Source organism: Cryobacterium sp. MLB-32, assembly GCF_000738085.1.
GTDB lineage: Bacteria > Actinomycetota > Actinomycetes > Actinomycetales > Microbacteriaceae > Cryobacterium.
Genome location: NZ_JPRS01000035.1, coordinates 1 through 23,287, shown reverse-complemented (window position 1 = coordinate 23,287; position 23,287 = coordinate 1). Strand labels below are relative to the sequence as shown.

General features: G+C 66.6%; 22 protein-coding genes. 13 read left to right on the top strand and 9 right to left on the bottom strand.

The genetic code is table 11. From position 1 onward, the window contains the following. Nucleotides 1-2,383 (bottom strand): DUF3418 domain-containing protein (locus JF66_RS05875; RefSeq protein WP_156109669.1); only part of this gene is annotated, 2,383 nt, incomplete at its 3' end. 206 nt (nt 2,384-2,589) lie between these two features. Between JF66_RS05875 and JF66_RS05870 the strand changes: the two genes are divergently transcribed. The 6 genes from JF66_RS05870 to JF66_RS05850 all read left to right on the top strand — a co-directional run bounded on the left by JF66_RS05870 (nt 2,590) and on the right by JF66_RS05850 (nt 8,715). Continuing rightward, nucleotides 2,590-3,423 (top strand): aldo/keto reductase, encoded by an 834-nt coding sequence (locus JF66_RS05870; protein ID WP_035876247.1) that lies wholly within the window; start codon nt 2,590-2,592, stop codon nt 3,421-3,423. A 196-nt stretch (nt 3,424-3,619) separates the two neighbouring features. Next, complete coding sequence (pnuC, locus tag JF66_RS05865; RefSeq protein ID WP_051973173.1) at nt 3,620-4,285, top strand: nicotinamide riboside transporter PnuC; 666 nt, start codon at nt 3,620-3,622, stop codon at nt 4,283-4,285. Between the two features lie 27 nt (nt 4,286-4,312). Beyond that, on the top strand, nt 4,313-6,241 hold the full coding sequence (locus tag JF66_RS05860) for a thioredoxin domain-containing protein (protein WP_035876237.1): 1,929 nt from the start codon (nt 4,313-4,315) through the stop codon (nt 6,239-6,241). Nucleotides 6,242-6,306: 65 nt separating this feature from the next. Beyond that, nucleotides 6,307-6,735: a DUF1761 domain-containing protein gene (locus JF66_RS05855; RefSeq protein WP_035876236.1), complete on the top strand. Its 429-nt coding sequence runs from the start codon at nt 6,307-6,309 to the stop codon at nt 6,733-6,735. A 226-nt stretch (nt 6,736-6,961) separates the two neighbouring features. Further along, complete coding sequence (locus JF66_RS24965) at nt 6,962-7,093, top strand: hypothetical protein (RefSeq protein ID WP_255351507.1); 132 nt, start codon at nt 6,962-6,964, stop codon at nt 7,091-7,093. Between the two features lie 17 nt (nt 7,094-7,110). Then, nucleotides 7,111-8,715, top strand: coding sequence for a stealth family protein (locus tag JF66_RS05850; protein ID WP_231556312.1), 1,605 nt, complete (start codon nt 7,111-7,113; stop codon nt 8,713-8,715). On the opposite strand, the gene JF66_RS05845 is transcribed toward JF66_RS05850, so the two are convergent. Continuing rightward, nucleotides 8,642-9,595 (bottom strand): phosphodiesterase, encoded by a 954-nt coding sequence (locus JF66_RS05845; RefSeq protein WP_035876235.1) that lies wholly within the window; start codon nt 9,593-9,595, stop codon nt 8,642-8,644. The two genes, JF66_RS05850 and JF66_RS05845, sit on opposite strands and share 74 nt — an antisense overlap. 135 nt (nt 9,596-9,730) lie before the next feature. Here JF66_RS05845 and JF66_RS05840 point away from each other — a divergent pair, with 135 nt between their 5' ends. Continuing rightward, nucleotides 9,731-10,648, top strand: a complete 918-nt coding sequence (locus JF66_RS05840; RefSeq protein WP_035876234.1) for an NADP-dependent oxidoreductase — start codon at nt 9,731-9,733, stop codon at nt 10,646-10,648. A gap of 188 nt (nt 10,649-10,836) precedes the next feature. On the opposite strand, the gene JF66_RS05835 is transcribed toward JF66_RS05840, so the two are convergent. Beyond that, nucleotides 10,837-11,103 (bottom strand): hypothetical protein, encoded by a 267-nt coding sequence (locus JF66_RS05835; protein WP_035876233.1) that lies wholly within the window; start codon nt 11,101-11,103, stop codon nt 10,837-10,839. Nucleotides 11,104-11,177: 74 nt separating this feature from the next. Here JF66_RS05835 and JF66_RS05830 point away from each other — a divergent pair, with 74 nt between their 5' ends. The 5 genes from JF66_RS05830 (at nt 11,178) to JF66_RS05810 (ending at nt 16,835) form a co-directional block, all read left to right on the top strand. Continuing rightward, complete coding sequence (locus JF66_RS05830; protein WP_051973172.1) at nt 11,178-12,074, top strand: phosphatase PAP2 family protein; 897 nt, start codon at nt 11,178-11,180, stop codon at nt 12,072-12,074. A 63-nt stretch (nt 12,075-12,137) separates the two neighbouring features. After that, nucleotides 12,138-13,388: a type III polyketide synthase gene (locus JF66_RS05825; RefSeq protein ID WP_035876232.1), complete on the top strand. Its 1,251-nt coding sequence runs from the start codon at nt 12,138-12,140 to the stop codon at nt 13,386-13,388. Between the two features lie 5 nt (nt 13,389-13,393). Further along, complete coding sequence (locus tag JF66_RS05820) at nt 13,394-14,140, top strand: class I SAM-dependent methyltransferase (RefSeq protein ID WP_035876231.1); 747 nt, start codon at nt 13,394-13,396, stop codon at nt 14,138-14,140. Then, nucleotides 14,091-15,260, top strand: a complete 1,170-nt coding sequence (locus JF66_RS05815) for an NAD(P)/FAD-dependent oxidoreductase (RefSeq protein ID WP_051973171.1) — start codon at nt 14,091-14,093, stop codon at nt 15,258-15,260. The genes JF66_RS05820 and JF66_RS05815 overlap by 50 nt, the downstream gene beginning before the upstream one ends. 24 nt (nt 15,261-15,284) lie before the next feature. Then, nucleotides 15,285-16,835: a methyltransferase gene (locus JF66_RS05810; RefSeq protein WP_035876230.1), complete on the top strand. Its 1,551-nt coding sequence runs from the start codon at nt 15,285-15,287 to the stop codon at nt 16,833-16,835. Nucleotides 16,836-16,922: 87 nt separating this feature from the next. On the opposite strand, the gene JF66_RS05805 is transcribed toward JF66_RS05810, so the two are convergent. The 4 genes from JF66_RS05805 to JF66_RS05790 form a co-directional block, all read right to left on the bottom strand. Then, nucleotides 16,923-17,711, bottom strand: a complete 789-nt coding sequence (locus JF66_RS05805; RefSeq protein WP_051973170.1) for a hypothetical protein — start codon at nt 17,709-17,711, stop codon at nt 16,923-16,925. Next, nucleotides 17,708-18,619, bottom strand: a complete 912-nt coding sequence (locus tag JF66_RS05800; protein ID WP_035876229.1) for an ABC transporter ATP-binding protein — start codon at nt 18,617-18,619, stop codon at nt 17,708-17,710. The genes JF66_RS05805 and JF66_RS05800 overlap by 4 nt, the downstream gene beginning before the upstream one ends. Nucleotides 18,620-18,623: 4 nt before the next feature. Then, nucleotides 18,624-18,995 (bottom strand): GntR family transcriptional regulator, encoded by a 372-nt coding sequence (locus JF66_RS05795; RefSeq protein WP_035876228.1) that lies wholly within the window; start codon nt 18,993-18,995, stop codon nt 18,624-18,626. A gap of 262 nt (nt 18,996-19,257) precedes the next feature. Continuing rightward, the gene (locus JF66_RS05790) at nt 19,258-20,046 is read right to left on the bottom strand and encodes an SDR family oxidoreductase (RefSeq protein WP_231556311.1); all 789 of its coding nucleotides are present in this window, start codon (nt 20,044-20,046) and stop codon (nt 19,258-19,260) included. Between the two features lie 285 nt (nt 20,047-20,331). Here JF66_RS05790 and JF66_RS05785 point away from each other — a divergent pair, with 285 nt between their 5' ends. Continuing rightward, on the top strand, nt 20,332-21,768 hold the full coding sequence (locus JF66_RS05785; RefSeq protein ID WP_051973169.1) for an FAD-dependent oxidoreductase: 1,437 nt from the start codon (nt 20,332-20,334) through the stop codon (nt 21,766-21,768). Here JF66_RS05785 and JF66_RS05780 read toward each other — a convergent pair. Together JF66_RS05780 and JF66_RS05775 are read right to left on the bottom strand one after the other, a co-directional pair. Then, on the bottom strand, nt 21,727-22,443 hold the full coding sequence (locus JF66_RS05780; protein ID WP_051973168.1) for a Pr6Pr family membrane protein: 717 nt from the start codon (nt 22,441-22,443) through the stop codon (nt 21,727-21,729). The genes JF66_RS05785 and JF66_RS05780 overlap by 42 nt on opposite strands. Before the next feature lie 132 nt (nt 22,444-22,575). Then, complete coding sequence (locus JF66_RS05775) at nt 22,576-22,845, bottom strand: acylphosphatase (RefSeq protein WP_035876238.1); 270 nt, start codon at nt 22,843-22,845, stop codon at nt 22,576-22,578. Nucleotides 22,846-23,287 lie beyond the last annotated feature (442 nt).

Below are 23,287 nucleotides of genomic sequence, written 5' to 3'. Positions count from 1 at the left end.
CTGATGCTCCGCCACCGTCGGCCGAGATGCCCACGCGTTCGTTGCGCGAGGGTCCGCGTCCGCCGCGGTCGGCCTCGGCGTCTGCTGGGCTCTCCGCGGAGCGGACTGTCGACGCCCGGTCCCACTCGCCCTCGACCAGGGCATGCCGGATGAACAGCTCGCGCGCGTACGCCGGGTCGATGCGGGAGAACTGCACCCGGCGGCGGGGCACGATCGGCACGCCGTAGAGGGTGACCCGCTCGTAGACCACGGCGGCGCCCTGCTTCATCTCCCAGTGCGGCTCGGAGTAGCTGCGCTTGCAGAGGTCTCCGGCCAGCGGCTCGGCCCAGGCGGGGTCGACGACCGCGTTCATGCGCGCGAACAGCCGGCTCGTCTCCACGAGCTCGGCGCTCATCACGGCCTGCGGCTGCTTCTTGGCGAGCGTCGAGCCGGGGAACAGCACGAAGCGCTGCTGCCGGGCACCCACGTAGTCCTTCTTGGCCACGTCTTTCAGGCCGATGTGCGAGAGCAAGCCGGCCAGCAGCGACCGGTGCACGCCATCGGGGTTGGTGCTCGGTTCGCCGAGGTGCAGGCCGAGCGGCTTCGCGAGCTGGCGCAGCTGCCGCAGCACGTCCTGCCACTCGCGCACCCGCAGGTAGTTGAGATACTCGTTCTTGCACAGGCGCCGGAACGCACTGGACCCGAGCTCATTCTGCTGCTTTTCCAGATAATTCCAGAGATTGAGCAGCGAGAGGAAATCGCTCGTGGGATCGGCGAACCGCGCGTGCAGCTGGTCGGCCTGGGCGCGCCGTTCGAGCGGGCGCTCGCGCGGGTCCTGAATGGTGAGACCGGCCACGATGGCCATCACCTCACGGCTCGTGCCCTGCTTCTTCGACTCGATCACCATGCGACCGAAACGCGGGTCGATCGGCAGCTGCGCGAGTTGCTGGCCGATGCGCGTGAGGCGCGGGCCGGCATCCGCTTTCGCGGTGACGGGCGGTTCCTGTGAGGCTGAAGCGGAGGCTGAGTCGGCGGATGCCTCCGGCGCGGATGAATCCCCGCGGCGCCCGCGCGAGCTCTTGGTGCGCCCGGCACCGGCCGACTCGACCGCGCCGAGTTCGGCGAGCAGATCGAGGCCGTCCTTGATGTTGCGGGAGTCCGGCGGGGTGAGGAACGGGAACGAGGCGATGTCGCCGAGGCCGAGCGAGATCATCTGCAGGATGACCGCGGCGAGGTTGGTGCGCAGAATCTCCGGCTCGGTGTACTCGTCGCGGCGCAGGAAGTCTTCTTCGGAGTAGAGGCGGATGGCGATGCCATCGCTCGTGCGCCCGCTTCGCCCGGAACGCTGGTTTCCGGAGGCCTGCGAGATGGCCTCGATCGGCAAGCGCTGTACCTTTGAACGCACGCTGTAGCGGCTGATGCGGGCGGTGCCGGCGTCGATCACATAGCGGATGCCGGGAACCGTGAGGCTGGTCTCCGCCACGTTCGTGGCGAGCACGATGCGGCGGCGCACCCCGGCCACCTTCGACGGCTGGAACACCTTGTGCTGGTCGGCGGAGGAGAGGCGTCCGTAGAGCGGGAGTACCTCGGTGGGGTTGCTGCTGGCTGTCCCGGCGTACTTGCCCTGCAGGGCGTCTGCCGCGTCGCGGATCTCCGTCTCGCCGCTGAGGAACACGAGCACGTCGCCGTTCGACTCCCGTTCGAGCTCGTCGAGGGCCGTGGTGATGCCTTCGATGTAGTCGCGGTCGACGGTCGGGGCGGCATCCGTCGTGTCGTCATCGTCGTCGATGCCGGGTTCGGCCACGAGCGGTCGGTAACGGATCTCCACGGGGAAGGTGCGTCCGGACACCTCGACGACCGGCGCCGGCGTGCCGTCGGCGGCGGCGAAGTGCTTGGCGAAGCTCTGCGGGTCGATCGTGGCGGAGGTGATGATGAGCTTGAGCTCGGGGCGTTTGGGCAGCAGCTGGCGCAGGTAACCCAGCAGAAAGTCGATGTTGAGGCTGCGCTCATGTGCCTCGTCGATGATGATCGTGTCGTACTTGCGCAGCATGCGGTCGCGGTGGATTTCGTTGAGCAGGATGCCGTCGGTCATCAGCTTGATGCGCGTCTCGGGTCCTACGTGGTCGGTGAAGCGCACCTGGTAGCCCACGATGCCGCCGACCTCCTGGCCCATCTCCTCGGCGATGCGCTCAGCGATCGTGCGCGCGGCGAGGCGGCGAGGCTGCGTGTGACCGATGTTCGTGCGTCCGAGTTCGAGGCAGATCTTGGGCAGCTGGGTGGTCTTTCCCGAGCCGGTGGCGCCGGCCACGATGACCACCTGGTTGTCGCGGATGGCACGGGCGATGTCCTCCCGGCGCTGGCTGACTGGAAGTTCGGGCGGGAAGGTGATCTGAACGTGTTCCATGGATCTTCTATCGTACTTCTCCCGGCTGATTCCCCGGCGGGGTACGGTTTGGTCAGGGAACAACGCGTGAGCCTGATCGCCTTCGCCGACCCCGACGGATTTCACTGGGAAGTCGCGTACAACCCCGACGCCATCGGCCAAGCCGTGATCGACGCCGAGTGAGCTCTGACAGGCTGCCGATCAGTTCGGACGCCTAGGGTGTGCAGATGACGAATTCTGTACCGACCATCACCCTCAATGACGGCCACACGATTCCGCAGCTCGGTTTCGGAGTGTTCAAGGTTGACCCCGCCGAGACGACGCGCATTGTGCGGGATGCCCTCGAGGTGGGTTACCGCCACATCGACACGGCCGCAATCTACGGCAACGAGGAGGGCGTCGGGGCGGCGCTCGCACACTCCGCGGTGCCCCGTGAAGACCTCTTCGTCACGACCAAGCTCTGGAACGACCGCCAGGGCACAGAGTCGGCCTTCGCCGCGTTCGAGGAGAGCCTCGAGAAGCTCGGCCTCGACTACGTCGACATGTACCTGATCCACTGGCCGGCCCCCGCCAACGACAAGTTCATCGAGAGCTGGAAGGCGCTGGAGCAGATCCGCGCGAGCGGTCGTGCCCGCTCCATTGGTGTCTCCAACTTCCTCGTGCCGCACCTCGAGCGCCTGCTCGGCGAGACGGATATCGTTCCGGTGGTCAACCAGATCGAGCTGCACCCCGCGCACCAGCAGCGCGAGGTGACCGAATTCTCCCGCGAGCACGGCGTGAATATCGAGGCGTGGGGCCCGCTCGGCCAGGGCAAGTACCCCTTGTTCGACGAGCAGGTCATTACGGATGCCGCAGAGGAGCACGGAAAATCGCCGGCCCAGGTGGTCATCCGCTGGCACCTGCAGACGGGCAACATCCTGTTCCCCAAGTCGAACCGCCGCGAGCGAATGATCGAGAACTTCGACGTGTTCGACTTCGAGCTCAGCTCCACCGAGGTCGCGATGATTTCCGCCCTCGAGCGTGCCGGGCGCGTGTCGGCGCACCCGAACGACGTCAACTAGGGCTCGGGCGAGGGCTTCCTGCGCGCGAAAACGGCTGCTGCGCCCGCGATACCGCCCGCGCGAGCCGGTTTCGGTCCCACGATCGCGCGATGGGGCAGCGCCAGCGCGGCTGGCCGGGGCATAACGCGAACGAGCGTAGCGTTACAGGCAGCAGAAGTTGCTGCGACGCCCGTGCGCAGCCCCGCCAGGGAGCACAATGAATCCGATCGAGTGGTTGTTCGACGCCCAGCTGCACATCGGCACCCAGACCATCCTCTGGCGCGAGATCGTGGGCAACGGCTTCGGCATCCTCAGCGCGGTCGGCGGCATGCGGCGCAAGGTGTGGGCGTGGCCCGTGGGCATCGTCGGCAACGTGCTGCTCTTCACCGTCTTCCTCGGCGCGGTCTTCGGCACTCCCAACCCGGTGAATCTGCTCGGTCAGGCCGGTCGCCAGATCATGTTCATCGTCGTGTCGATTTTCGGCTGGATCCAGTGGCAACGCAGCAAGGACTCTGCGGTGCACGTTGCCGTCGCACCGCACTGGGCGGGCAGCCGAACGCGGATTCTGCTGGGCCTCGGACTGGTCGCGGGCACTCTCGTGCTCACGCCGATCTTCCGCGCGCTCGGCTCGTTCGAGCCGGTCTGGGCGGATGCCTGGATCTTCACCGGATCCCTGCTCGCCACCTACGGCATGGCCAAGGGCTGGACCGAGTTCTGGCTGATCTGGGTGGCCGTGGATATCGTGGGCGTGCCGCTGCTGATCAGCGCCGGGTATTACGCCTCGGCCGTGCTGTATCTGTTCTACGGGGCGTTCACCATCATGGGGTTCATCGTGTGGGTACGGGTGCATCGGCGCGCGCAGGCGTTGGTCGACAGCGCCTGACCGCCCGCGGCGGAGCACAATAGAAGAATGCCCAACCACCTCGCCGATGCCATCAGCCCGTACCTGCGTTCGCACGCGGACAACCCGGTCAACTGGCACGGCTGGGGAGAAGCGGCCTTCGCCGAGGCGAAAGAACGCGACCTGCCGGTGCTCGTATCCATCGGGTACTCGACCTGCCACTGGTGTCACGTGATGGCCCGGGAAAGCTTCAGCGATCCCGACATCGCCGAGTACCTCAACGCGCATTTCGTGAGCATCAAGGTGGACCGCGAGGAGCACCCCGACGTCGACGCGAGCTATCTCGCGGCCGCGAGCGCCTTCGTGGAGGGCCTCGGCTGGCCGCTCAACGTGTTCGTCACTCCGGACGGTCGGGCGTTCCACGCCGGAACGTACTTTCCGCCAGAGCCGATGCAGGGGCATCCGTCTTTTCGTCAGGTGATCGAGGCCGTAACGGATGCCTGGGCCACCCACCGCCCGGAGGTCACGGCCGGCGCGGCACGGGTGGCCGACGCCCTTGCCGGGTCCGCGCTGCAGCTGCGCGGTCCCGGAACGGGGCCCGACGAGGCCGCGTTCGAGCGCATCGTCACCGACCTCGCCTCGACGGAAGACACCCTGTTCGGTGGTTTCGGCGGCGCGCCCAAGTTTCCGGTGGCGCCGACGCTCGGGTTTCTGCTGGACCGCGCCGATGGGCAGGAGCTGGCCCTGCGCACGCTCAAACGCATGGGCGCATCGCCCCTGCGCGACACGGTGGAGGGCGGATTCTTTCGCTACGCGGTGAACCGCGACTGGAGCGAACCGCACTACGAGCGCATGCTCTACGACAACGCGCAGCTGCTCGACCTGTACACCCAGGCCTGGAAGATCACCGGTGACGAGTGGGCTCGCCTCGTGGCTGAGGGTGTGGCCGAGTTTTTGGCCAGCGTGATGCAACTGCCGGAGGGCGGGTTCGCGAGTGCGCAGGATTCCGAGAGCACCGTCGGCGGCCAGCGCGTCGAGGGCGGCTACTATGCCCTCGGTGTGATCGACCGCCGTGCCGAGACCCCGCCGGCCCTCGACGAGAAGGTGCTCGCCGGCTGGAACGGCCTCGCGATCGCCGCACTGGCCCGGGCGGGCTTTGCCTTCGATCGCCCCGCGTTCACCACCTCGGCGAGACGGGCGGCGGACTATCTGCTGGCCCGGCACCTGCGTGCCGACGGAACGCTCGTCCGGGCCTCCATCGCCAGCCGTACCTCGGACGCCACGGCCACCCTGGAGGACTTCGGCATGTTCGCCCGCGGCCTGCTCGAACTGTCGTTGTGCACGGGGGACGTCGGCTATGCCGAGGCTGCCCGGCGGCTGATCGACAGCACCCTCGACAGCAGCCTCGATAGCCGTACAGATAGCACCCACGACGGCAGCACCGACCGGTCCGGCGACGCCGCGTCCGGCGACCGGACCCCGGCCGTTTTCCGCGCACCGAACGGGGCCGACCCGGTGCTCACCGCCCAGGGCCTCGCCATCGACGTTGATCCCTCAGAGGGTGCCTATCCCTCCGGCCTCACGGCCACCGCGGAGGCCTCCCAGCTTCTCTACCTGCTCACCGCGGACGCCCGCTACCGCGTGGCCGCCGAGACCGGAATGGCCCTCGTGGCTGGGCTTGCCCCGCAGCGGCCGCTGGCCTTCGGTGCAGCCCTCCGCCTGCTGAACAGCCTCGCGGCGCCCGCCCAACAGCTTGTCGTGGTGACCAGTACCGCCGACACCGCCTCGGCGTTGGTCGACGTGACGCGTCGGCATTCGACCGGCGTTGTCGCAGCCATCACCGCCGAACAGGGGCGGACCTTCGCCGTTGCCGGATTCGAACTCTTCGTCGGGCGCGTGTCGGCGGCGGCGCCCGCCACGGCCTATCTGTGCCGCGATTTCGTGTGCACGCTGCCGGTCACGACGGCCGCGGACTTCGCCGCGCTGTCTGCCAGCTGATCGGCCGCCTCCCCGCAGAGGAATGTCAGCGCTAGCATCGGAGCATCCCACGAAAGGACGCCGTCATGGTTCCCGAAATCAACATCTGGGCTGTTCTCGCCGCCACCGCCTCCAGCATGGTCGTCGGGTCGATCTGGTATTCCAAGCGGGTCTTCGGTGCGTATTGGATGAAGGCCGTCGGTCACGACGAGGAGAGCATGAAGAAAGGCGCGGCCGTGCCGCTCATCGTCACGGTGGTCGTGAGCTTTATCACCGCCGCCGTGCTCGCCGGGGCAGCAGCCATCGCCCAGAACTTCTACGGGGGCAGCTTTCTCTTGAACACCGTGCTCAGTACGATCATTCTCTGGGCCGGCTTCACGGCGGCCCGCATGGTGACCCACGACGCATTCGACCGTCGGCCCGCGGGCCTGACCGTGCTCAACCTCGCCCACGAGTTCGTCACCCTCATCGTGATGGCCGTGATCGTGGGGCTCTTCGGCATCAGCGGGGCCTGACCCGCGAAGCGCCTGGACCGCCGCCGTGCGAGCGGTGAAAAATTTGTGCACAGCATCCGTTCATGCGCCACAGCGTAGAATCGACCTAGCGCCACCGCGTTCCACCGGCCGCTTCGCCGCGATGCAAACATCTGAGGCGCATAGCGAGCTGATGTACCAGGGCGCACTCCCCGGGGCACAGCGCGTGGTTGCCCCGTGATCGAGTGCTCCATTTTTTAGGAGGACCATGGCGACAATCGATATTCCGGACGCACAACCGGACGCGCACTTCAGCGCCAACGGCCCGATCCGCCCCGATACAGATTCATCCGCCGAATTCACCGACACGGATTCCGGTCTCATCCCGCGCCGCTGCTGAGTTCGGAGCCCGAGCTCGTGCTCATCACCCCGGATGCCCGCACCCGCCGCTTCGACCGCGACGATCTGGTCGTGCGCAAGGGTGAAATAGCACTGATCAACGGGCACTTCACGCCGCACGAATCCATGGTGAAAGACCTCGTCGCCGTTCACGACGCTCTGAAGGCCGCCGGCATCGACTTTCTGCTGGTTCGCGGCGACCACGACCGCCCCGTGATCGCCGTCGATCGCAAGCGTCGCAAGCAGATCACGCGCATCCTCGCGACGGCATTCGCGAACGAACCGTTCTATGCCAAGCCGCTCGACGGCAACCAAACCCTCCCGCTTCTGCTCGCCGACGGCGTGCTGACCACTATGCGCAAGTCTTCCGTGTTTCGGGTGTACCGCCCGCGCATCGAACCGATCGGCCGTCTGCGGTATGGCGCCGAGACCGCTTTCCAGCTTGAGCTGTGGCGTTTCGGCGACGAGGAGATCATTGCCCCGGTCGAGAACGCGCTGATGCGTACCCGGCTGCCCCGCTCCGAAGCCCGCGAAACGACGATCGAACTCTATGGCCGTACCTGGCTGACCCTGAAGAACATGTTCGACGACCTGGCGAGTGACGTGAGCTTCGATATCGACCTCGTCTTCTCCTGGGTCGACGGTTCCTCCGACGATTTCCAGCGCGAGCGCGCCAAGCGCATGCAGGCCTACGTCGTGGGCGAGGGCGACGATTCCGATGCCCGTTTCCGCCAGATCGACGAGCTCAAGTACGCGCTGCGGAGCGTGTACATGTTCGCGCCGTGGATTCGGCGCATCTTCATTGCCACGGATTCGCCGGCCCCCGTGTGGCTCGCCGACCACCCGCGCGTCACGATCATGCGCAGCGAAGACTTCTTCGTGGACACGAGCGTGCTGCCCATCCACAACTCGCACGCCGTTGAGAGCCAGCTGCACCACATCCCCGGTCTCGCCGAGCACTTCCTCTACTCCAACGACGACATGTTCTTTGGGCGTCCGGTGGGTCCTGAGATGTTCTTCTCCCCGGGAGGAATCACCAAGTTTGTCGAGGCATCCACGCGCATCGGACTCGGCGAGAACGACCCGACCCGCAGCGGTTTCGAGAACGCCGCGCGGGTGAACCGGGCGCTGCTGCACGATCGATTCGGCAAGGTCACCACTCGTCACCTGGAGCACACTCCGGCGCCGATGCGCAAGAGTGTCCTGCTGGAGCTGGAGAAGGAATTTCCGGAGGATTTCGCCCGCACGGCGGCCAGTCGTTTTCGCTCGGCGACCGATATCTCGGTGACGAACTCCCTGTACCACTATTACGCGTTGATGACGGGGCGTGCGGTCGAACAAACCCAGGCGCGTTCGATGTACATCGAAACCACTCTGCGGGTGGCGCTGCGCCAGATGAACCGGCTGCGCAAACGCCGCGACCAGGACATGTTCTGCCTGAACGACGGCAGCAACCCCGAGATCACGGACGACGTGCGGCGCGCGGCCGTGACCCTGTTTCTCGACCGCTACTTTCCGATCGTCGCACCGTGGGAGCGCTCAAGCGCCTTTACGAGCTCAGAACCGGGATCGGCGTGGTCATTGGCGGCTCGCGCCATGCAGGCACGGTTCCCGACGGGGTAACGACGATCTCCGACTCGCGCAGGCGACGTTGGCTCTCGGCCGCATCGATGTAGTCGAGCGTGGGGTAGCTGCCGAGCGGCACGACGGAATGCAGCACGGTGTCCGGGAAAACATGCACCAGATTGAAGGCCCGCGCACCGTCGCGACCGAGCGTGCCGCCGACGGGCACGTTCAGGTCTTGCGTGTAGCACGTGGCCGACGCGACCGACACGGGGATTCCGGCGAACGTGGCGGTCGACGAGTAATGCAGGTGGCCGGCGATGATGCTGCGCACGTCGGTTCCGCGCAGCACGGCTGCGAGGGGCTGCTGGTCGCGCAGTTCGACGGAGACCGCCAGGTCGAGAACGCTCGGCACGGGCGGGTGATGCATGGCGAGGATCGTGCCGTCCGGGGCGGGAACGCTGAGCTCCCCGGCCAGCCAAACGAGCGTGTCCGGAGAGACTTCGCCGTAGTGGTGGCCGGGCACGCTGGTGTCGATGGTGATCACGCGCAGGCCATTGAGCTCGAACACACGGTTCACGGGCGCGTCCAGGGGCGTTTCGTTCGGGAGCTGGTCGAGCAGCCCGGTTCGGAAGGCAGCCCGGTCGTCGTGGTTTCCCATCACCCAGATCACGCGGGCGCCCAGACGTTCGGCCACCGGATCGATGATTTCGCGCAGACGCTCGTAAGCGCCTGGTTCGCCCTTGTCGGCGAGATCGCCGGTGAAGACGATCGCCTCCGGCCGGGCGCCCGAGGCCTCCACCTCCGCGAAGAGCTCGCGGAGATGAGCCTCAACATCCACAGTGCCATAGAGGCGATTACCCCCTGCCAGCAGGTGGGTGTCGCTCAGGTGTAACAGGAAATGGTCCGGCCGAGGGTATTCGGCCGTTCGAATGCTCACAGAGCTTCCATTCGTTCGGAGGTACGCACTCTGCGCGCGCGCACTCACGGTACTAACAACCAGTTGATCAGATCAGGATGAATAACGGATGTACGCCACGCAACTTGGCAACATCGAGGGCTCTATGCTGGCCGCATGGCTCGATATGTGATGTTCGACGAATATGGCGGCCCCGACGTTCTCCGGGTCGTGCACAATGAGCGGCCGGAAGCGGGACCGAGTGAGGTGCGGGTGCGAGTGCGTTTCGCGGGCATCAACCCGGTGGACTACAAGATCTTTCACGGCGGTGAAGCCGCCGTGCGCTACAACGCCGTCCCGCCGTGCGGCAACGGCAATGACTTCTCCGGCATCGTCGACGAGGTCGGTGCCGCGGTCACCGGGTTCGCTCTTGGCGACGCCGTCTTCGGCGGCAAGCGGATGCAGGGACAGGCCGACTGGGTGGTGATCGACGCGACCAGAGTCGTCCGAATGCCCGCTGGCCTGTCGTTCGAGCAGGCCGGTGGGCTGGATATCGCGGGGCGTGCCGCCTGGGCGAGTGTGCGCAGTCTCGGGCTCGGCGCCGGGGACACCGTGCTGGTCAGCGCCGCGGCCGGCGGTGTCGGTGTGATCGCAAGTCAATTGGCCCGTCGTGCCGGTGCGACGGTGATCGGTACGGCGAGTGCCCGGCATCACGAGTTTCTGCGGGGGCTCGGGGTGATTCCGGTGGAGTATGGCCCCGGTCTCCGCGACAGGGTACGTGCCGTGACCGACGACATCACAGCCGCGCTGGACTATCACGGCACCGAGACCATCGACGCGGCGCTGTCCCTGGGTGTGCCGGGTGCGCGGATCAATACGATCGCGGCTCGTGACTACCGAGTCGGAACCGGCATCACGACCGTGGGCGGCCAGGCCGCCACGCTGGCGGATCTGGCTGGCCTCGCCGACCTGGTGGCGGGGGGTGAGGTGGTGCTCCCTATCGACCGCGTGTATCCGCTCGACGAGGTGCGACAGGCATACGAGTATCTGATGGCCGGGCACCTGCGCGGCAAGGTCGTGCTCGCCGTCTCGTAGCTCGCCCAGTGCCCTGCGTTGGTCGAGGCGCGAGGTACGAGCGATCGAGGCCTGGCGAGACAGATTCAGGGATTGGCCTGCGGGGTCTCGATCGCTCCTTCGTCGCGCCTCGACCGGCGGGAGGGTGCGCCGTGACCGGCGGGAGGGTGCGCCGTGGCCTGCGGGAGGGTGCGCCGTGGCCTGCGCGTTCAGGGGTGGGTGACGCCCGACCAGCCGCCGGGGAGATGGGGTTTCTCATCGTGCTCGTAGGGCTCGACGCGCTCGCTGCCGACCGCACGTCGCCTTTCCGCTTCGAAATCACCCTCCAGGCCGGTGAAGCCCCGGTCCTCGGCCGGAGGACGGGGCGCCGCGCGATGCCGGGGGGCCTTCGGCGTTGTCGTCAGGCTTGGCGAGTTGACCGAGGCCTCGGCGGAGGCGCGGTCTGTTGTCTTCTGTCGGCGATGAAACCCGAACATGATCCCGTTCTACGCTCAAATTTGACTTTGTCAAGGGGGCGAGCGCGGAAATCACTGACTTTCATGATCGATATGTGATCGCTGTGGCATGCTGGAATGTGCGCTTCTCCTTCCCCCTCGAATCCGCGCGGTATCTCGGCGGAGCTGCGCTCGTCTCGGTGGCGTTCATCGCCCTGTACGCCTTCTTCGTCACGTCGCATCCGGGTCAGCAGGTCGATCAGCTGGCGTATGACGGCGCCCAATTCGGGCGCCGCAGCGTGACACCGTTCACCGCCGAGCTGCTCGACTCCGTCCCCGCGGCATCCGTGGTGCTTGGATTCATCGGCACGGTGGCCATGACACTGATCCGGCGCAATTGGCGCACCCTTTTCGTGGCCCTCGGCGTGGCCGCCGCTGCCGTGGTGTCGGCCCAGCTCTTGAAATACGGCGTGCTGACGCGGCCCGACCTCGGAGTATCCGGGTACGCCGGTAACTCTTTTCCGTCGGGGCACACCACGTTGGCCGCGGCCTCGGCCCTGGTGGTTTTTCTCGTCGCCGGACCGCGACTTCGCCCGATGCTCGCGGTCGGTGGAACGGGGTTTGCCGTACTCGCGGGGGTCGCGACCCTGGCCAATCAGTGGCATCGCCCGAGCGACGTGATTGCCTCGCTGCTCGTCGTCGCGTTCTGGGGTTGCATCGGCGGTGCCGTTCTCGCATGGCCGGGCCTCGTCATTCCCCGCACCGAGGCGCCCGACGCAGGTGTGGGCGAGGTCGGGTCCCTGCGCCGCACATCGGCTTTCATTCGGCCGTTGCGCTGGATCCTCATTCCGTTTGCCGCGGTCGCCGGCCTCACCCTTGCGGGCACATTTCTGTTCGAATTCGGCGAGGCCGCCGATCTTCTCGTTGCCTACATCGGCGGCGTGACAGCGATTGTCACCGCCGGGCTCCTGCTGGCCCTCTGCGGCATTCGATTGTTCGGCCGACTGCCCTGACGTTCGCCCGCGTGGCGCGGAGCGAAGTTCTGCGAAAAGCGAAGCTGCGTGCGACACTGTCGTATGGCCGTCACGCTGAGAGCGATCCAGACCGCAGTTCCACCGACAGTGCTGTACCAGGAGCAGGTGCGCGACGTGTTCGCGGCACAGCCCGGGCTCAGCCGTCTTGCCCAACGCATTGTGAACACCTCCTTCAACGTCTCTGGAATCGAGACCCGACATACCGTGATCGAGGAGCTCACCCTCGACGCGTCGGGAACGGAACCGACATTCTTCGACCCGTCGGATCAACGCTTGCTCATGCCGGGAACGCGGGCGCGCAACGAGCTCTACATCATTGAGGCGACGAAGCTCTTCGTGGAAGCCGGACGCCGCGCCCTCGAGGCCTGCCCGGGTATCGAGGCCGCGGACATCACCCACGTCGTCACGGTCTCGTGCACGGGGTTCTATGCCCCCGGCCCCGATTACATGTTGGTTCGGGAACTCGGGCTGAGCCCGGCAACCCAGCGATACCACCTCGGTTTCATGGGCTGCTATGCGTCGATGCCGGCACTGCGCACGGCCAAGCAGTTCGTTGAGGCCGACCCGAACGCGGTCGTGCTCGTTGTGAGCGCCGAACTCTGTTCGCTTCACCTGCGTACCTCCAACGACCCGGACACGATCGTCGCCTCCTCGCTCTTCTCCGATGGCGCCGCCGCGGGGATCGTGAGTTCGCGCCCCCTGCACCCCGGGGAGAAAGCTCTCGACCTTGACCTGTTCGAAACCGTGATCACGCCCATCGGTGAGGGGGACATGGCCTGGAAAATCGGTGACGAGGGGTTCGAGATGGTGCTGAGCACTTACGTGCCGCACATCATCGATGAGCACATCGAGGGGGCGCTCGCCCCGCTGATGGCACGGGACTCCCTGCTGTCGGGCCTGCTGACCGACGACGGTCTCGGCTTCACCGCGACAACGGTGATCGAGTCGTCCGCCGGGTCGAATGGTTCGGTCGGCTCTGTTGCGACGCTGGTGGCCCCCGCACCCGGCCGGGCGCCGGCCATGAGCGAGGCGATCGCGCACTGGGCCATCCACCCGGGCGGGCGCAGCATCCTCGACAAGACCGAGGCCAAGCTCGGTCTGAGTGAGGCACAGTTGCGGCCATCGCGCGAGACGCTGCGCAACCACGGCAATATGAGCAGTGCCACGATCCTGTTCGTCATGAAGGCCATCCTCGACGAGCCGGCGAGTGCCGACGGCGAGCGGGTCTGCGCCATGGCGTTCGGCCCCGGCCTCACCGTCGAGTCCGCGCTCATGACCGTGCGCCTGGGGTGAGAGGGATGCTTCCGGATCTGCGCGGGCGAGCGGATGACGCGGTCGAGATCATGGATGGCGAGTGCGACCCCGGCATGCTCACGCGAACCTACGCAAACTTCCGAGTCGTCAACGCCGTCGTCTCGGGCTGGGGAACGGTGTATCGCCGGGATATCCGCCCGGCACTCTCCACGACGCGGCTCACGACGCTGCTCGACATCGGCTCCGGCGGCGGCGACGTTTCCCGTGCTCTCGCGCGCTGGGCGGCGCGAGACGGACTGCGGCTGAGCGTGCTCGGCATCGATCCCGATGCTCGCGCCCATGAGTTCTGCCTCGGTCTCCCCGCCCAGCCGGGGCTGACGTTCCGGCGAGCGTTCAGCTCGGAACTCGTGGCTGAGGGTCAGCGCTTCGACTTCGTGGTGTCCAACCACATGCTGCACCACCTCGGCCCGGCCGAACTCGGGGCACTGCTCGTGGATTCCGAACGCCTCTGCCGCCGCCGGGTTCTGCACGCCGACATCGAACGATCGCGCGTCGGATACGTCGGCTTCGCCCTCGGCACGTGGCCGTTCTTCCGCCGCTCCTATATTCGGCCTGACGGCCTCACGTCCATTCGGCGCAGCTTCACGGCGAGCGAGTTGCGCGCCGCGGCGCCGCCGGGCTGGCGCGTGCTGCGCGGATTGCCGTCGCGACTCGTACTTGAGTGGACAGCGCCTGCGGGGAGTGTCGCACCTGCAGGGCCTGCTGGGCAGGTCGGGGGCACCGATGCGTGACGTGCTGATCGTGGGTGGCGGCCCGGTGGGCACGATGCTCGCTTGCCTGCTCGCCGTGGAGGGACTCGACGTGGAGGTGCTCGAGCAGCGCACCGAACCGTCGATGCGATCGCGAGCCATCGGCATCCACCCGCCCTTGCTCGCCGTACTCGAGCAGATCGGAGTCGCCGAGGATCTCGTGGGGCGGGCCACGCATGTGGAGGAGGGCACCGTGCACTGCGACGGTCGAATGCTGGGGCGCATGTCTTTCTCGGCGCTCCCCACGCGCTACCCCTTCGTGGCGATGCTGCCGCAGTACGAGACCGAATCCCTGCTGAGGGCGCGCTTCGCGCACCTGCGGCCGGGCGGCCTGCGCGGGGGCGTCACGGTCACCGATGTTCGGGACCGGACCGACCACGCCGAGGTCGTGACGGACGCGGGCGAGATCCTGCAGGCGCGGTACGTGGTGGCGGCCGACGGTGCCCGCAGCCGGGTGCGTGAGTCGGCCGGCATGCCGTGGACCGATGTCGGCGGGCGGCAAACCTACCTGATGTGCGACTATGCCGACACCGGCATGCACGGTGATACCGCCGTTCTGTACTTCGAACGCGGCGGCGTCGTGGAATCATTTCCGCTTCCGGACGGCACCCGGCGCTGGGTGGCCATAACCGACTTCCTGGCCCCGCACGCCTCAAGCGGAGAGCTGGCCGACATCATCCGCCACCGCACGGGCGCGGCGGTGGGCGAGCCCCGCGGGGTGGCAAGTGCGTTCGAGGTGCAGCAGCGCCGCGCGCACGGCCTGGTCCGCGGTCGGGTGGCGCTCGTCGGCGATGCGGGGCACCAGATCAGCCCGATCGGTGGCCAGGGGATGAACCTCGGCTGGCTCGATGCGGCAGAGCTCGCCCCCGCGCTGGCGAGGGCCGTCGCGGATGCCGACGCCGCGGCATCCGCCCTGGCCGCGTATAGCCGAAGGCGCATGCGCGCCGCGCGCATGGCCATGCGCCAGGCCGGCTTCAACATGAGCATGGGCCGACCGGTGCGCGGCGTGCGCCTGGTTGCCCGCAACGCACTCGTGCGCACCCTCGCCGTCCCTCCCACGAACGCCCTCGTGGCCCGCGCCTTCACCATGCGCTGGCTGTGAGCTCACGTCGGGTTTAATGGAACGGTGACTTTAGCTCTGATCGACCTGCTCCGCACCGACCTGACCGCCGCGAACTACTCGGTGAGCGCCCTCACCGGGTTGTGGGGCATGGAAGCGGATGCCGCGCTGCGCCGTAACCAGCGCGTGCCGGCCCGCCGCGCCCTCGCGGCCCTGCGCGAGAAACTCGGCCGCGAAGAACCCACAGCCACTCTCGCGCGGCTCTTCGTGCTCGGCGAGCCGGCCAGCCGTCACGACCTTGATGCGGCCCTTCCCCTGCTCGAGGCGGACGGAGCCGAAAAACTGGGACTCGTTACCGCGGTCGGCGAGGGCGACGTCCTGCGGCCGCTGCTCGATCTGCGGCCGTACAGCTTCATCGACGCGGCGGGGGCCGGCAGCTGGTGGATCGTGTCGGACCTCGGGGAGCTGGCCCTCGGGCATCCGCTCGGTGAAAACCACGTGCTCGGCGTAGGCGGCGCCTCGCTCACGCTGAGCGGCCTCATCATGCCCACGCCGGTGGAATCGGTGCTCGACCTCGGCACCGGCTGCGGGATCCAGGCCATGCACGCGGCCCGGCACGCCGACCGGGTGGTGGCCACCGACATCTCCGAACGCGCTCTCGAGTTGGCGGCCATCAACGCCCGGCTCAACGGCATCGACAACGTGGAGTTTCGGCTGGGCAGCCTCTACGACCCGGTTGTGGGGGAGCGCTTCGACCACATCATCTCGAACCCACCGTTCGTGATCACGCCGCGCGTGCCCGGGGTGCCGAGCTACGAATATCGCGACGGCGGCATGGTCGGCGATGCCCTCGTGGAGGCCGTCGTGCGCGGCGCCGCAGAGCACCTCACGCCGGGCGGTGTGGCGCAGATGCTCGGCAACTGGGAATACCGCGGTTCTGGCGACGCCTTCGACCGTCTCTCCGAGTGGCTCGATGACACAGCCTTGGACGCGTGGATCGTGGAGCGCGAGGTGCAGCAGCCGGCGCAGTACGCCGAAACCTGGATCCGTGACGGCGGTACCCGGCCCGACACCGCAGACTTCGACCGGCTTTACGACGCGTGGCTGGACGACTTCGCGGACCGCGCTGTCGCCCGCGTGGGCTTCGGGTACCTGCTGCTGCGACGTCCGGCCGCCGGCGAGCCCACGCTGCGTCGGCTCGAACGGCTGCCCGACGCGCTCGGCCACAATGCGGCCGGAATCGGCGCGCACCTGGCCCATTGCCTGGCCGCCCACGACTGGCAGGCGGCAACGGATGACGCCCAGCTCGCCCGTGCCACGCTCACCGTGGCATCCGATGTCACTGAGGAACGGCACTACTGGCCTGGCCAGGACGACCCCACCCTGATGACCCTGCACCAGGGCAGCGGGTTCGGTCGTTCGGTGCCGCTCACCACCCCGCTGGCCGCGCTCGTGGGGGCCTGCGACGGCGAGCTGGCCGTCGGGGCGATCGTGGGCGCACTGGCCCAACTGCTCGAGGCCGACGAGCACGCGCTGCTGGTCGAGTTGCTCCCGCAGGTGCGCGGTCTCGTCTCCGACGGATTTCTCGAGGTCCCGGCCCCCGCGGCGGCCCCCTAAAACCGCTGTTTTTCGAGACACGCCGGGCCCGGTGTCGATCCGACCCGGCGTGTCTCAGAATCCCCGGTTTTGTGCGTGCGGCCGGCCCTAGTTCGTCGGTGTTGCCCTGCGTAGAGCCAGGTACCCGCCCAAACCCGAGACGGCGGCCGGCACCAGCAGCCATCCGAAGATGCCCGCGATGCCCTGCGCGGCGAACCAGACGGAGACGGTCGGCCAGCTGCTGGTGAACGTGATCACGGCGACCGAGCCCACAATCAACAGGGCGAGGGAGCTCCAGAACACGAGCATGCCGGGCATCCGCCACCGCATGTAGACGGTGGCGACGGAGGCGCCAACCGACAGCACCAGAAGCTGCATGACGAAAAACGAGAAGAAGTCAACGAGCCAGCCGTCGAGTCCGAGCCAGAGAGCATTGAACATGTAGTTGTCGATCCACCACCCGTTCGTGACCTTCTCCACCTGGGTGAGCGCGGTGAAAGCCAGGCTGTTGACGGCGGAGAGGAGCACGAACAGCAGCCATGTGCCGAGATAGAAGTCCCGCCGAGTGACTCCGAAGCCCAACGCGAACGGAAAACCGAAGGCAATGGTTTGCACGGCGACGACGACGAGGTACCACTGCGGTGAGAGCACGGCCCAGCTGTAACGTTGGCCGGCCATTGCGTCGGCGGTTCCCAGCTCGCCGGTCGTGAAGCCGATGATTCGTGAGATGAAGATCGTGATCACGAAGGCGACGCCCACGATCAGCCATGGGATTCCGATGTAGGTGCGGCGGTCCACGAGGTGCAGGCGCAGCACGTTCCCGATGCGCACTGTGGCGGAGCGCTCCCGGAGGGATGCCAACGCCGGGGTCAGGTCAATCGATGTTGTGGCGGTCATGCTCGTACCTTCCCGTGCGTCGTCAGGGATCCCGTGGTACTCGTGGTCTTCGCAACGATGAGCTGCTGCAGGGAGACGGGGGACAGTTCAAGTCCCGCGGCCAGTGCCTCGCCGCGTTCGGAGGAGTTGAGGCCGGCAAGGGTGACCGAGGCGAGGCCGCCGATCCCATCTCGGGAAATCACATCGCGGCCGGCGACGAACGCGTCGACATCCGTTGCCTTGCCCACGACAGTGGTCGCGCTGCCGCGGAGGTCGTCTGCGTCCTGATCCATCAGGATGCGGCCCTCGTCGATGACGAGCACGTGTTCGAGCAGGTTGCTGACCTCGTCGATCAGGTGGGTAGAGAGGATGACCGTGCGGGGGTTATCCGCATAGTCTTCGAGCAAGCGGTCGTAGAAGATCTGCCGTGCTACGGCATCAAGGCCGAGGTAGGGCTCGTCGAAGAATGTCAGGGGAGCGCGGGACGCGAGGCCGACGATCACACCCACGGCTGACAGCTGCCCTCGGGATAGCTTCTTGATCGGGCGGCCGAGCGGCAGCCGGAAGTCGTCGACGAGGCGGGCGGCGAAGTCAGCGTCCCAATTCTCGAAAAACCACGGTGCGCTCGAGAGAACATGACGGGGCTGAAAGCTATCGGGGTACTTCTGCGTCTCCTTCACGAAGCACATCTGCTGCAGCACGTGAGCGTTCTCCACGGGTACCTGGCCGAACACGTGGATGCTGCCGGACGTGGCGAACTGTTGGCCGGTGAGCAACTGCATGATCGTGGTCTTGCCGGCGCCGTTACGCCCGAGCAGGCCGTAGATCTTGTTCGCCTCCACGGCGAAGCTCACGTCGTCGATGGCGGTGAAGTTTCCAAAACTTTTCGTCAGGCCGTCAACGCGCACCACTGGTTCTTGATTTCTCATTGAGTCATGTCCTTTCGTAGCCTGCTGTGCTGCTGTGAATAAGTTCAGCTACCTGCTCCGGAGTCATGCCGAGTTTGGCCGCCTCGGCGAGAAGCGGGGTCAGGTATTTTGTCGTGAACGCACTCGTGCGCTGGTCGACGATCCGCTGCCGGGCTCCGGCGGTCACGAACATGCCGATCCCTCGTTTCTTGTAGAGGATGCCGTCATCAACGAGCTGGTTCACGCCCTTGCCGGCGGTGGCCGGGTTGATGCGGTGAAACGCTGCGAACTCGTTCGTGGACGGCACCATGGACTCTTCGGCAATGCTGCCATTCAGGATGTCGTCCTCGATTTGCTCGGCGATTTGCACGAAGATTGGCTTGCCCTCGTCGATCAAGGCTGCCCGCCTTCTTCTGGGGTTGATGGGTTAGTTGGTTATGTAACTAACTAACTACGAAGATGGCTGGTTGTCAACTGATTTCCCGGATAGCCTGAGGACATTTCTCCCCCTCCTCTTCGGGTGCACCGCACGACGGCCCCGGCGGCGGCGCCCTAAAGCCGCTGTTTTTCGCGACACGCCGGTCCCGGTGTCGATCCGACCCGGCGTGTCGCAGAATCCCCGGTTTTGTTGAGGGTGTGGAGTGTCCTCGTCCTGAGGGCTAGTCCGTGGACGTGGCCCAGGGCGTCTCATCGACGTGGTGCGCGAGACCAGCGAGTTCGCCGCCGTCGACGACGAACTCGGCCCCGGTGGAGAAGCTTGATTCGTCGCTGGCCAGGAACAGGACGAGCGTGGCCACTTCGTCAGGCTCACCGACGCGGTGCAGCGCGACGTGGTTCTGCGGCAGATCGAGGCCGTCGGTCATCGGGGTTCTGATAGCGCCGGGGTGCACGGAGTTCACGCGAACGTTGTACTTGGCCAGATCGAGGGCGACCGCCTTGGTGAGGCCCCGCACCCCGAACTTGGCGGCCGTGTATCCGGAAAGGGCTTCGTAGCCCTGGAGCCCCGCGGTGGACGAAATGTTGATGATCGATCCGGCGGTGGATTTTGTGATCTCGGGCGTCGCCGCCTTGATGCCGAGGAACACGCCGGTGAGGTTGACCGCGATGATCGCGTTCCAGGCCTCGACGGGGTAGTCCCCGATGGCGCCGAAGTTCACGATGCCGGCATTGTTCACCAGGACGTCAAGTCCGCCGAAGGTGTCGACAGCGGTCGCGACCGCGGATTCCCACTCTGCGAGGGCGCTGACATCGAGGTGAACGAATCGAACGCTGTCGCCCAGTTCCGCAGCGAGCGCCGCGCCTTCAGCGTCGAGAATGTCACCGACGACGACCTTGGCGCCTTCCTGAACGAGCAGTCGGGCTTGAGCGGCTCCCAGGCCTTGAGCTCCACCGCTGATGAGTGCCACTTTTCCGCTGACGCGTGCCATCGAGATCTCTCTTTCGCTCATGGTGTCGTGGATGCGCGGATGCACATCGGTGCTGTCGGCGACATGAGGTCAGTCACAGAGGGTCAGCTGATCGTCACAGCGCCGGTTCGTGGAGTCAACATACCCGCTCCGTGGCGCCCTGGGGCCGCGCCCCGAGTGGATCTTTGGACGCACGCAAAACCGGTGAATGTGCCGACACGCCGCGTTGCGTGGCCGCGCGACCCGGCGGGTCTGAGAATCCCCGGTTTTATGTGAGCGGGGGCCACTGGGGTAGTTTGGAATCATGAATGGCGCAGGGTCGGCAACGTGCACACTTCCCGCAATCGTGGCGAACGCCCGGTGATGAAACGTCGCACGTTCCTGCTCGGAACGGCCTCCGGCCTATCGGTCATGGTGCTCGCCGCGTGTGGCGCACCGTCGCCTCAGCCCACGGCATCCGTTGCACCCACCACCACGCCCTCGGTCGTGCCGCAGCCCGCTGCCATGCAGCGCACCTCGTGGTCTGTCGACCCGTTCGCGCGCGGATCTTTCAGCTTTCCGGCCGTGGGTGCCACGCCGGAACACCGGACCGCCCTCGCCGAGCCTGTTCTGGACCGGATATTCTTCGCGGGTGAGGCCACCGCGGCCACCGAGCCGGGAACCGTGCAGGGTGCTCGTGAGTCCGGCAGGCGTGCCGCCACCCAGGTGCAGTCCGTAGCCACAACCGAGGAGCGCATCACCGTGATCGGTGCCGGCATCGCCGGGCTCACCGCGGCCACCCAACTGCGCAGTGCGGGGTTCACCGTGATCGTGGTGGAGGCGCGGGACCGCGTCGGCGGACGCATCGACACCATGACGAAAGACTGGCCGATGCCGATCGAACTCGGCCCCTCGTTCATTCATAACACCACGGTGAACACGCTCGACGACGAGTTCGCCACCCTGGGGGTCAGCACGCTGCCCTTCTCGCGGGTGCCGGAGGCCTATACCCGCACCGGCGAGGTCGTACCGATCAACCCGGTGGGTGCCGAGGCCGTGGCCGCCGCGCTCGCCTGGGCCGGCGGGCAGCCGCAGGACGTTTCCGTCGAACGCGCCCTCGTAGACTCCGGCGAGAACCAACTGTCGGATTCCCTCAACGACCAGGGGCTCTCCGAATCCGACTGGCTGGAATACGAAATCTCCACCCGGCTGAAGATGGATTCCGGCTCGACGCCAAGTCAGGAATCGGCCTGGTACGCGACCGCGCCTGGCACGACCGACGATGACCATCTGGTGGTGGGCGGCTACGCGAATCTGCTGAAAGCGGATGCCGAGGGCCTCGACGTGACGATGTCGAGCGTGGTCACCTTCATCGCCTATACCGATTCCGGAGTGAGCCTCAGACTCGGGGCCGGGGAGGCATTGTCCGCCGACCGTGTGATTGTGACGGTGCCGCTCGGGGTCTTGAAGGACGGCGCAGTGGAATTCTCGCCCGCCCTGCCGTTCGCCCACCGGGGCGCCATCGCCGCGCTCGGTATGGGGGTGCTCGACAAGATCTGGCTGCGCTTCGACGAGCCGTTCTGGGACACGACTGCGCCGCTCTGGACCGTCGTCGGAACGGACTCGGATTTCCCGGTGTGGGTCAATATGCTCCCCATCACTGGCGAGCCCGTGTTGATGGGCATGGTGGCCGCCGAAAACGCGGTGCGCCTGTCCGAGGTGAGCGACGAGGCCTTCCTCGCGTCAGCCCTTCGCTCGCTCGAGCCGTTCCGCGTCACGGAGTAGCTCGGCATCGTCTGCGCCGGGTCGGCCGTGTGCCGCGGCTTCGGGTGCCGCCCCGTCTGGAGTGGCGCCCCACAGGGGCTGTCGGTGCCGGGGCATCCGGTCGATGCGGGTGAGGGCGATCAATAGCGCCGAGATACCCGTGATGATGACCACGATGATGGCACAGTAGAACACGGTCTCGGTGGGGCCGCTCACCTGCCGGGAATCGAGGAAGAAGTAGGGATACCACCCTGCGATGGGGCCGCGCACGAGCGTGAAGACCAGCCACAGCACAGGGAACACGATCACCCAGCCGAGATAGCGCCATGGCACGCGGGCCTTGAACGGGTCGATGATCCAATCCGCCAGGGCGAGGGTGGGAATCCAGAAGTGCAGAATTTGGCTCGACCACGGCACTGCGATGGAATAATTGGCACCCGCGGACTGCATCACGATGATGGCGTACACGACCCCCGACACCAAAATATATGTCGTGATCATGGCACGGGCCATGTCCAGCCAGGCCGGATCCCGCGGCTGGCGCACGGCCATCACGCCGGCCATGATCAGAACGAGGATCGCCGCGATGGCGCTCTGCACGGTGAAATAGCTGAAGAAGTTGACGATAGCGAAGCTGGCCACGCCGAGCGTATAGACAAAATACCCGGTCAGGGCGAGAATTCCAAGGCTTGCCATCAGGAGTCGGGCAACGCCGAACCTCCTGCGCACACTTGCTCCCGTCGAAAGAAACCGCAGGCTTGCTTACGGCCTTAAGCTAACGCTACGCCAGCTTTGTCTGCTCCTCGTTCGTCTGCAGGGGCGTCAGGGTCAATGGATAATCGAGAACCCGTTTTCGCCGATCACCGGGACCTCGGCCACCTGGGTTCCATCGACCACGGCAGAGTGTGGCCCGGCCTGCAGCCAGGTGAGCATACGCGAAACGGCGGTGTCCTCGCCTTCGATCTCCACCTCTACCGAGCCGTCGGGACGATTCCGCACGTATCCCGCAAGCCGCCACTGCTCGGCCTTGCCCCGGGTGTAGTAACGGAAACCCACGCCCTGCACCTGCCCGTGCACAGTCACACGTTTTCGAATCATGGCATTCATTGTGGCCTCCAGTCCGGCACGTGCCAACAGTCCCGTTGGTGGGACAGCCGAGGGGTGGGCCGGCCGCGCATGCCGCCTACCCCCGTTCGCTCCGACTCTGTCGCAGAACGTGCGGATTCGGCGGCGGCCAGAATTTAGGTCCCGGAATCACTGGCCGTTCGAACGCGGCGTGACGCTGTGAGCCTGGATTTCCTGAACTGGCCAGCGCGCACGGGGGTAACCCGGACTAGCTGACATCCAGCCGGGCGCCCTCCTCCCCAGCCGCCTTACCCCGGCGGAGGCCGGCTCATGTTCCGGAAGCTGGCGCACCGTTTGGAACGACCAGCGCAGGGTCCGGAAGCTGGCGCACGGTGAAACATCCGCTGGCTTCCGCACCCTGAGCCGCCGGCCCGAGCCGCACGTGCCCGCCTAGGCCCCAGCCGCCACACCCCGG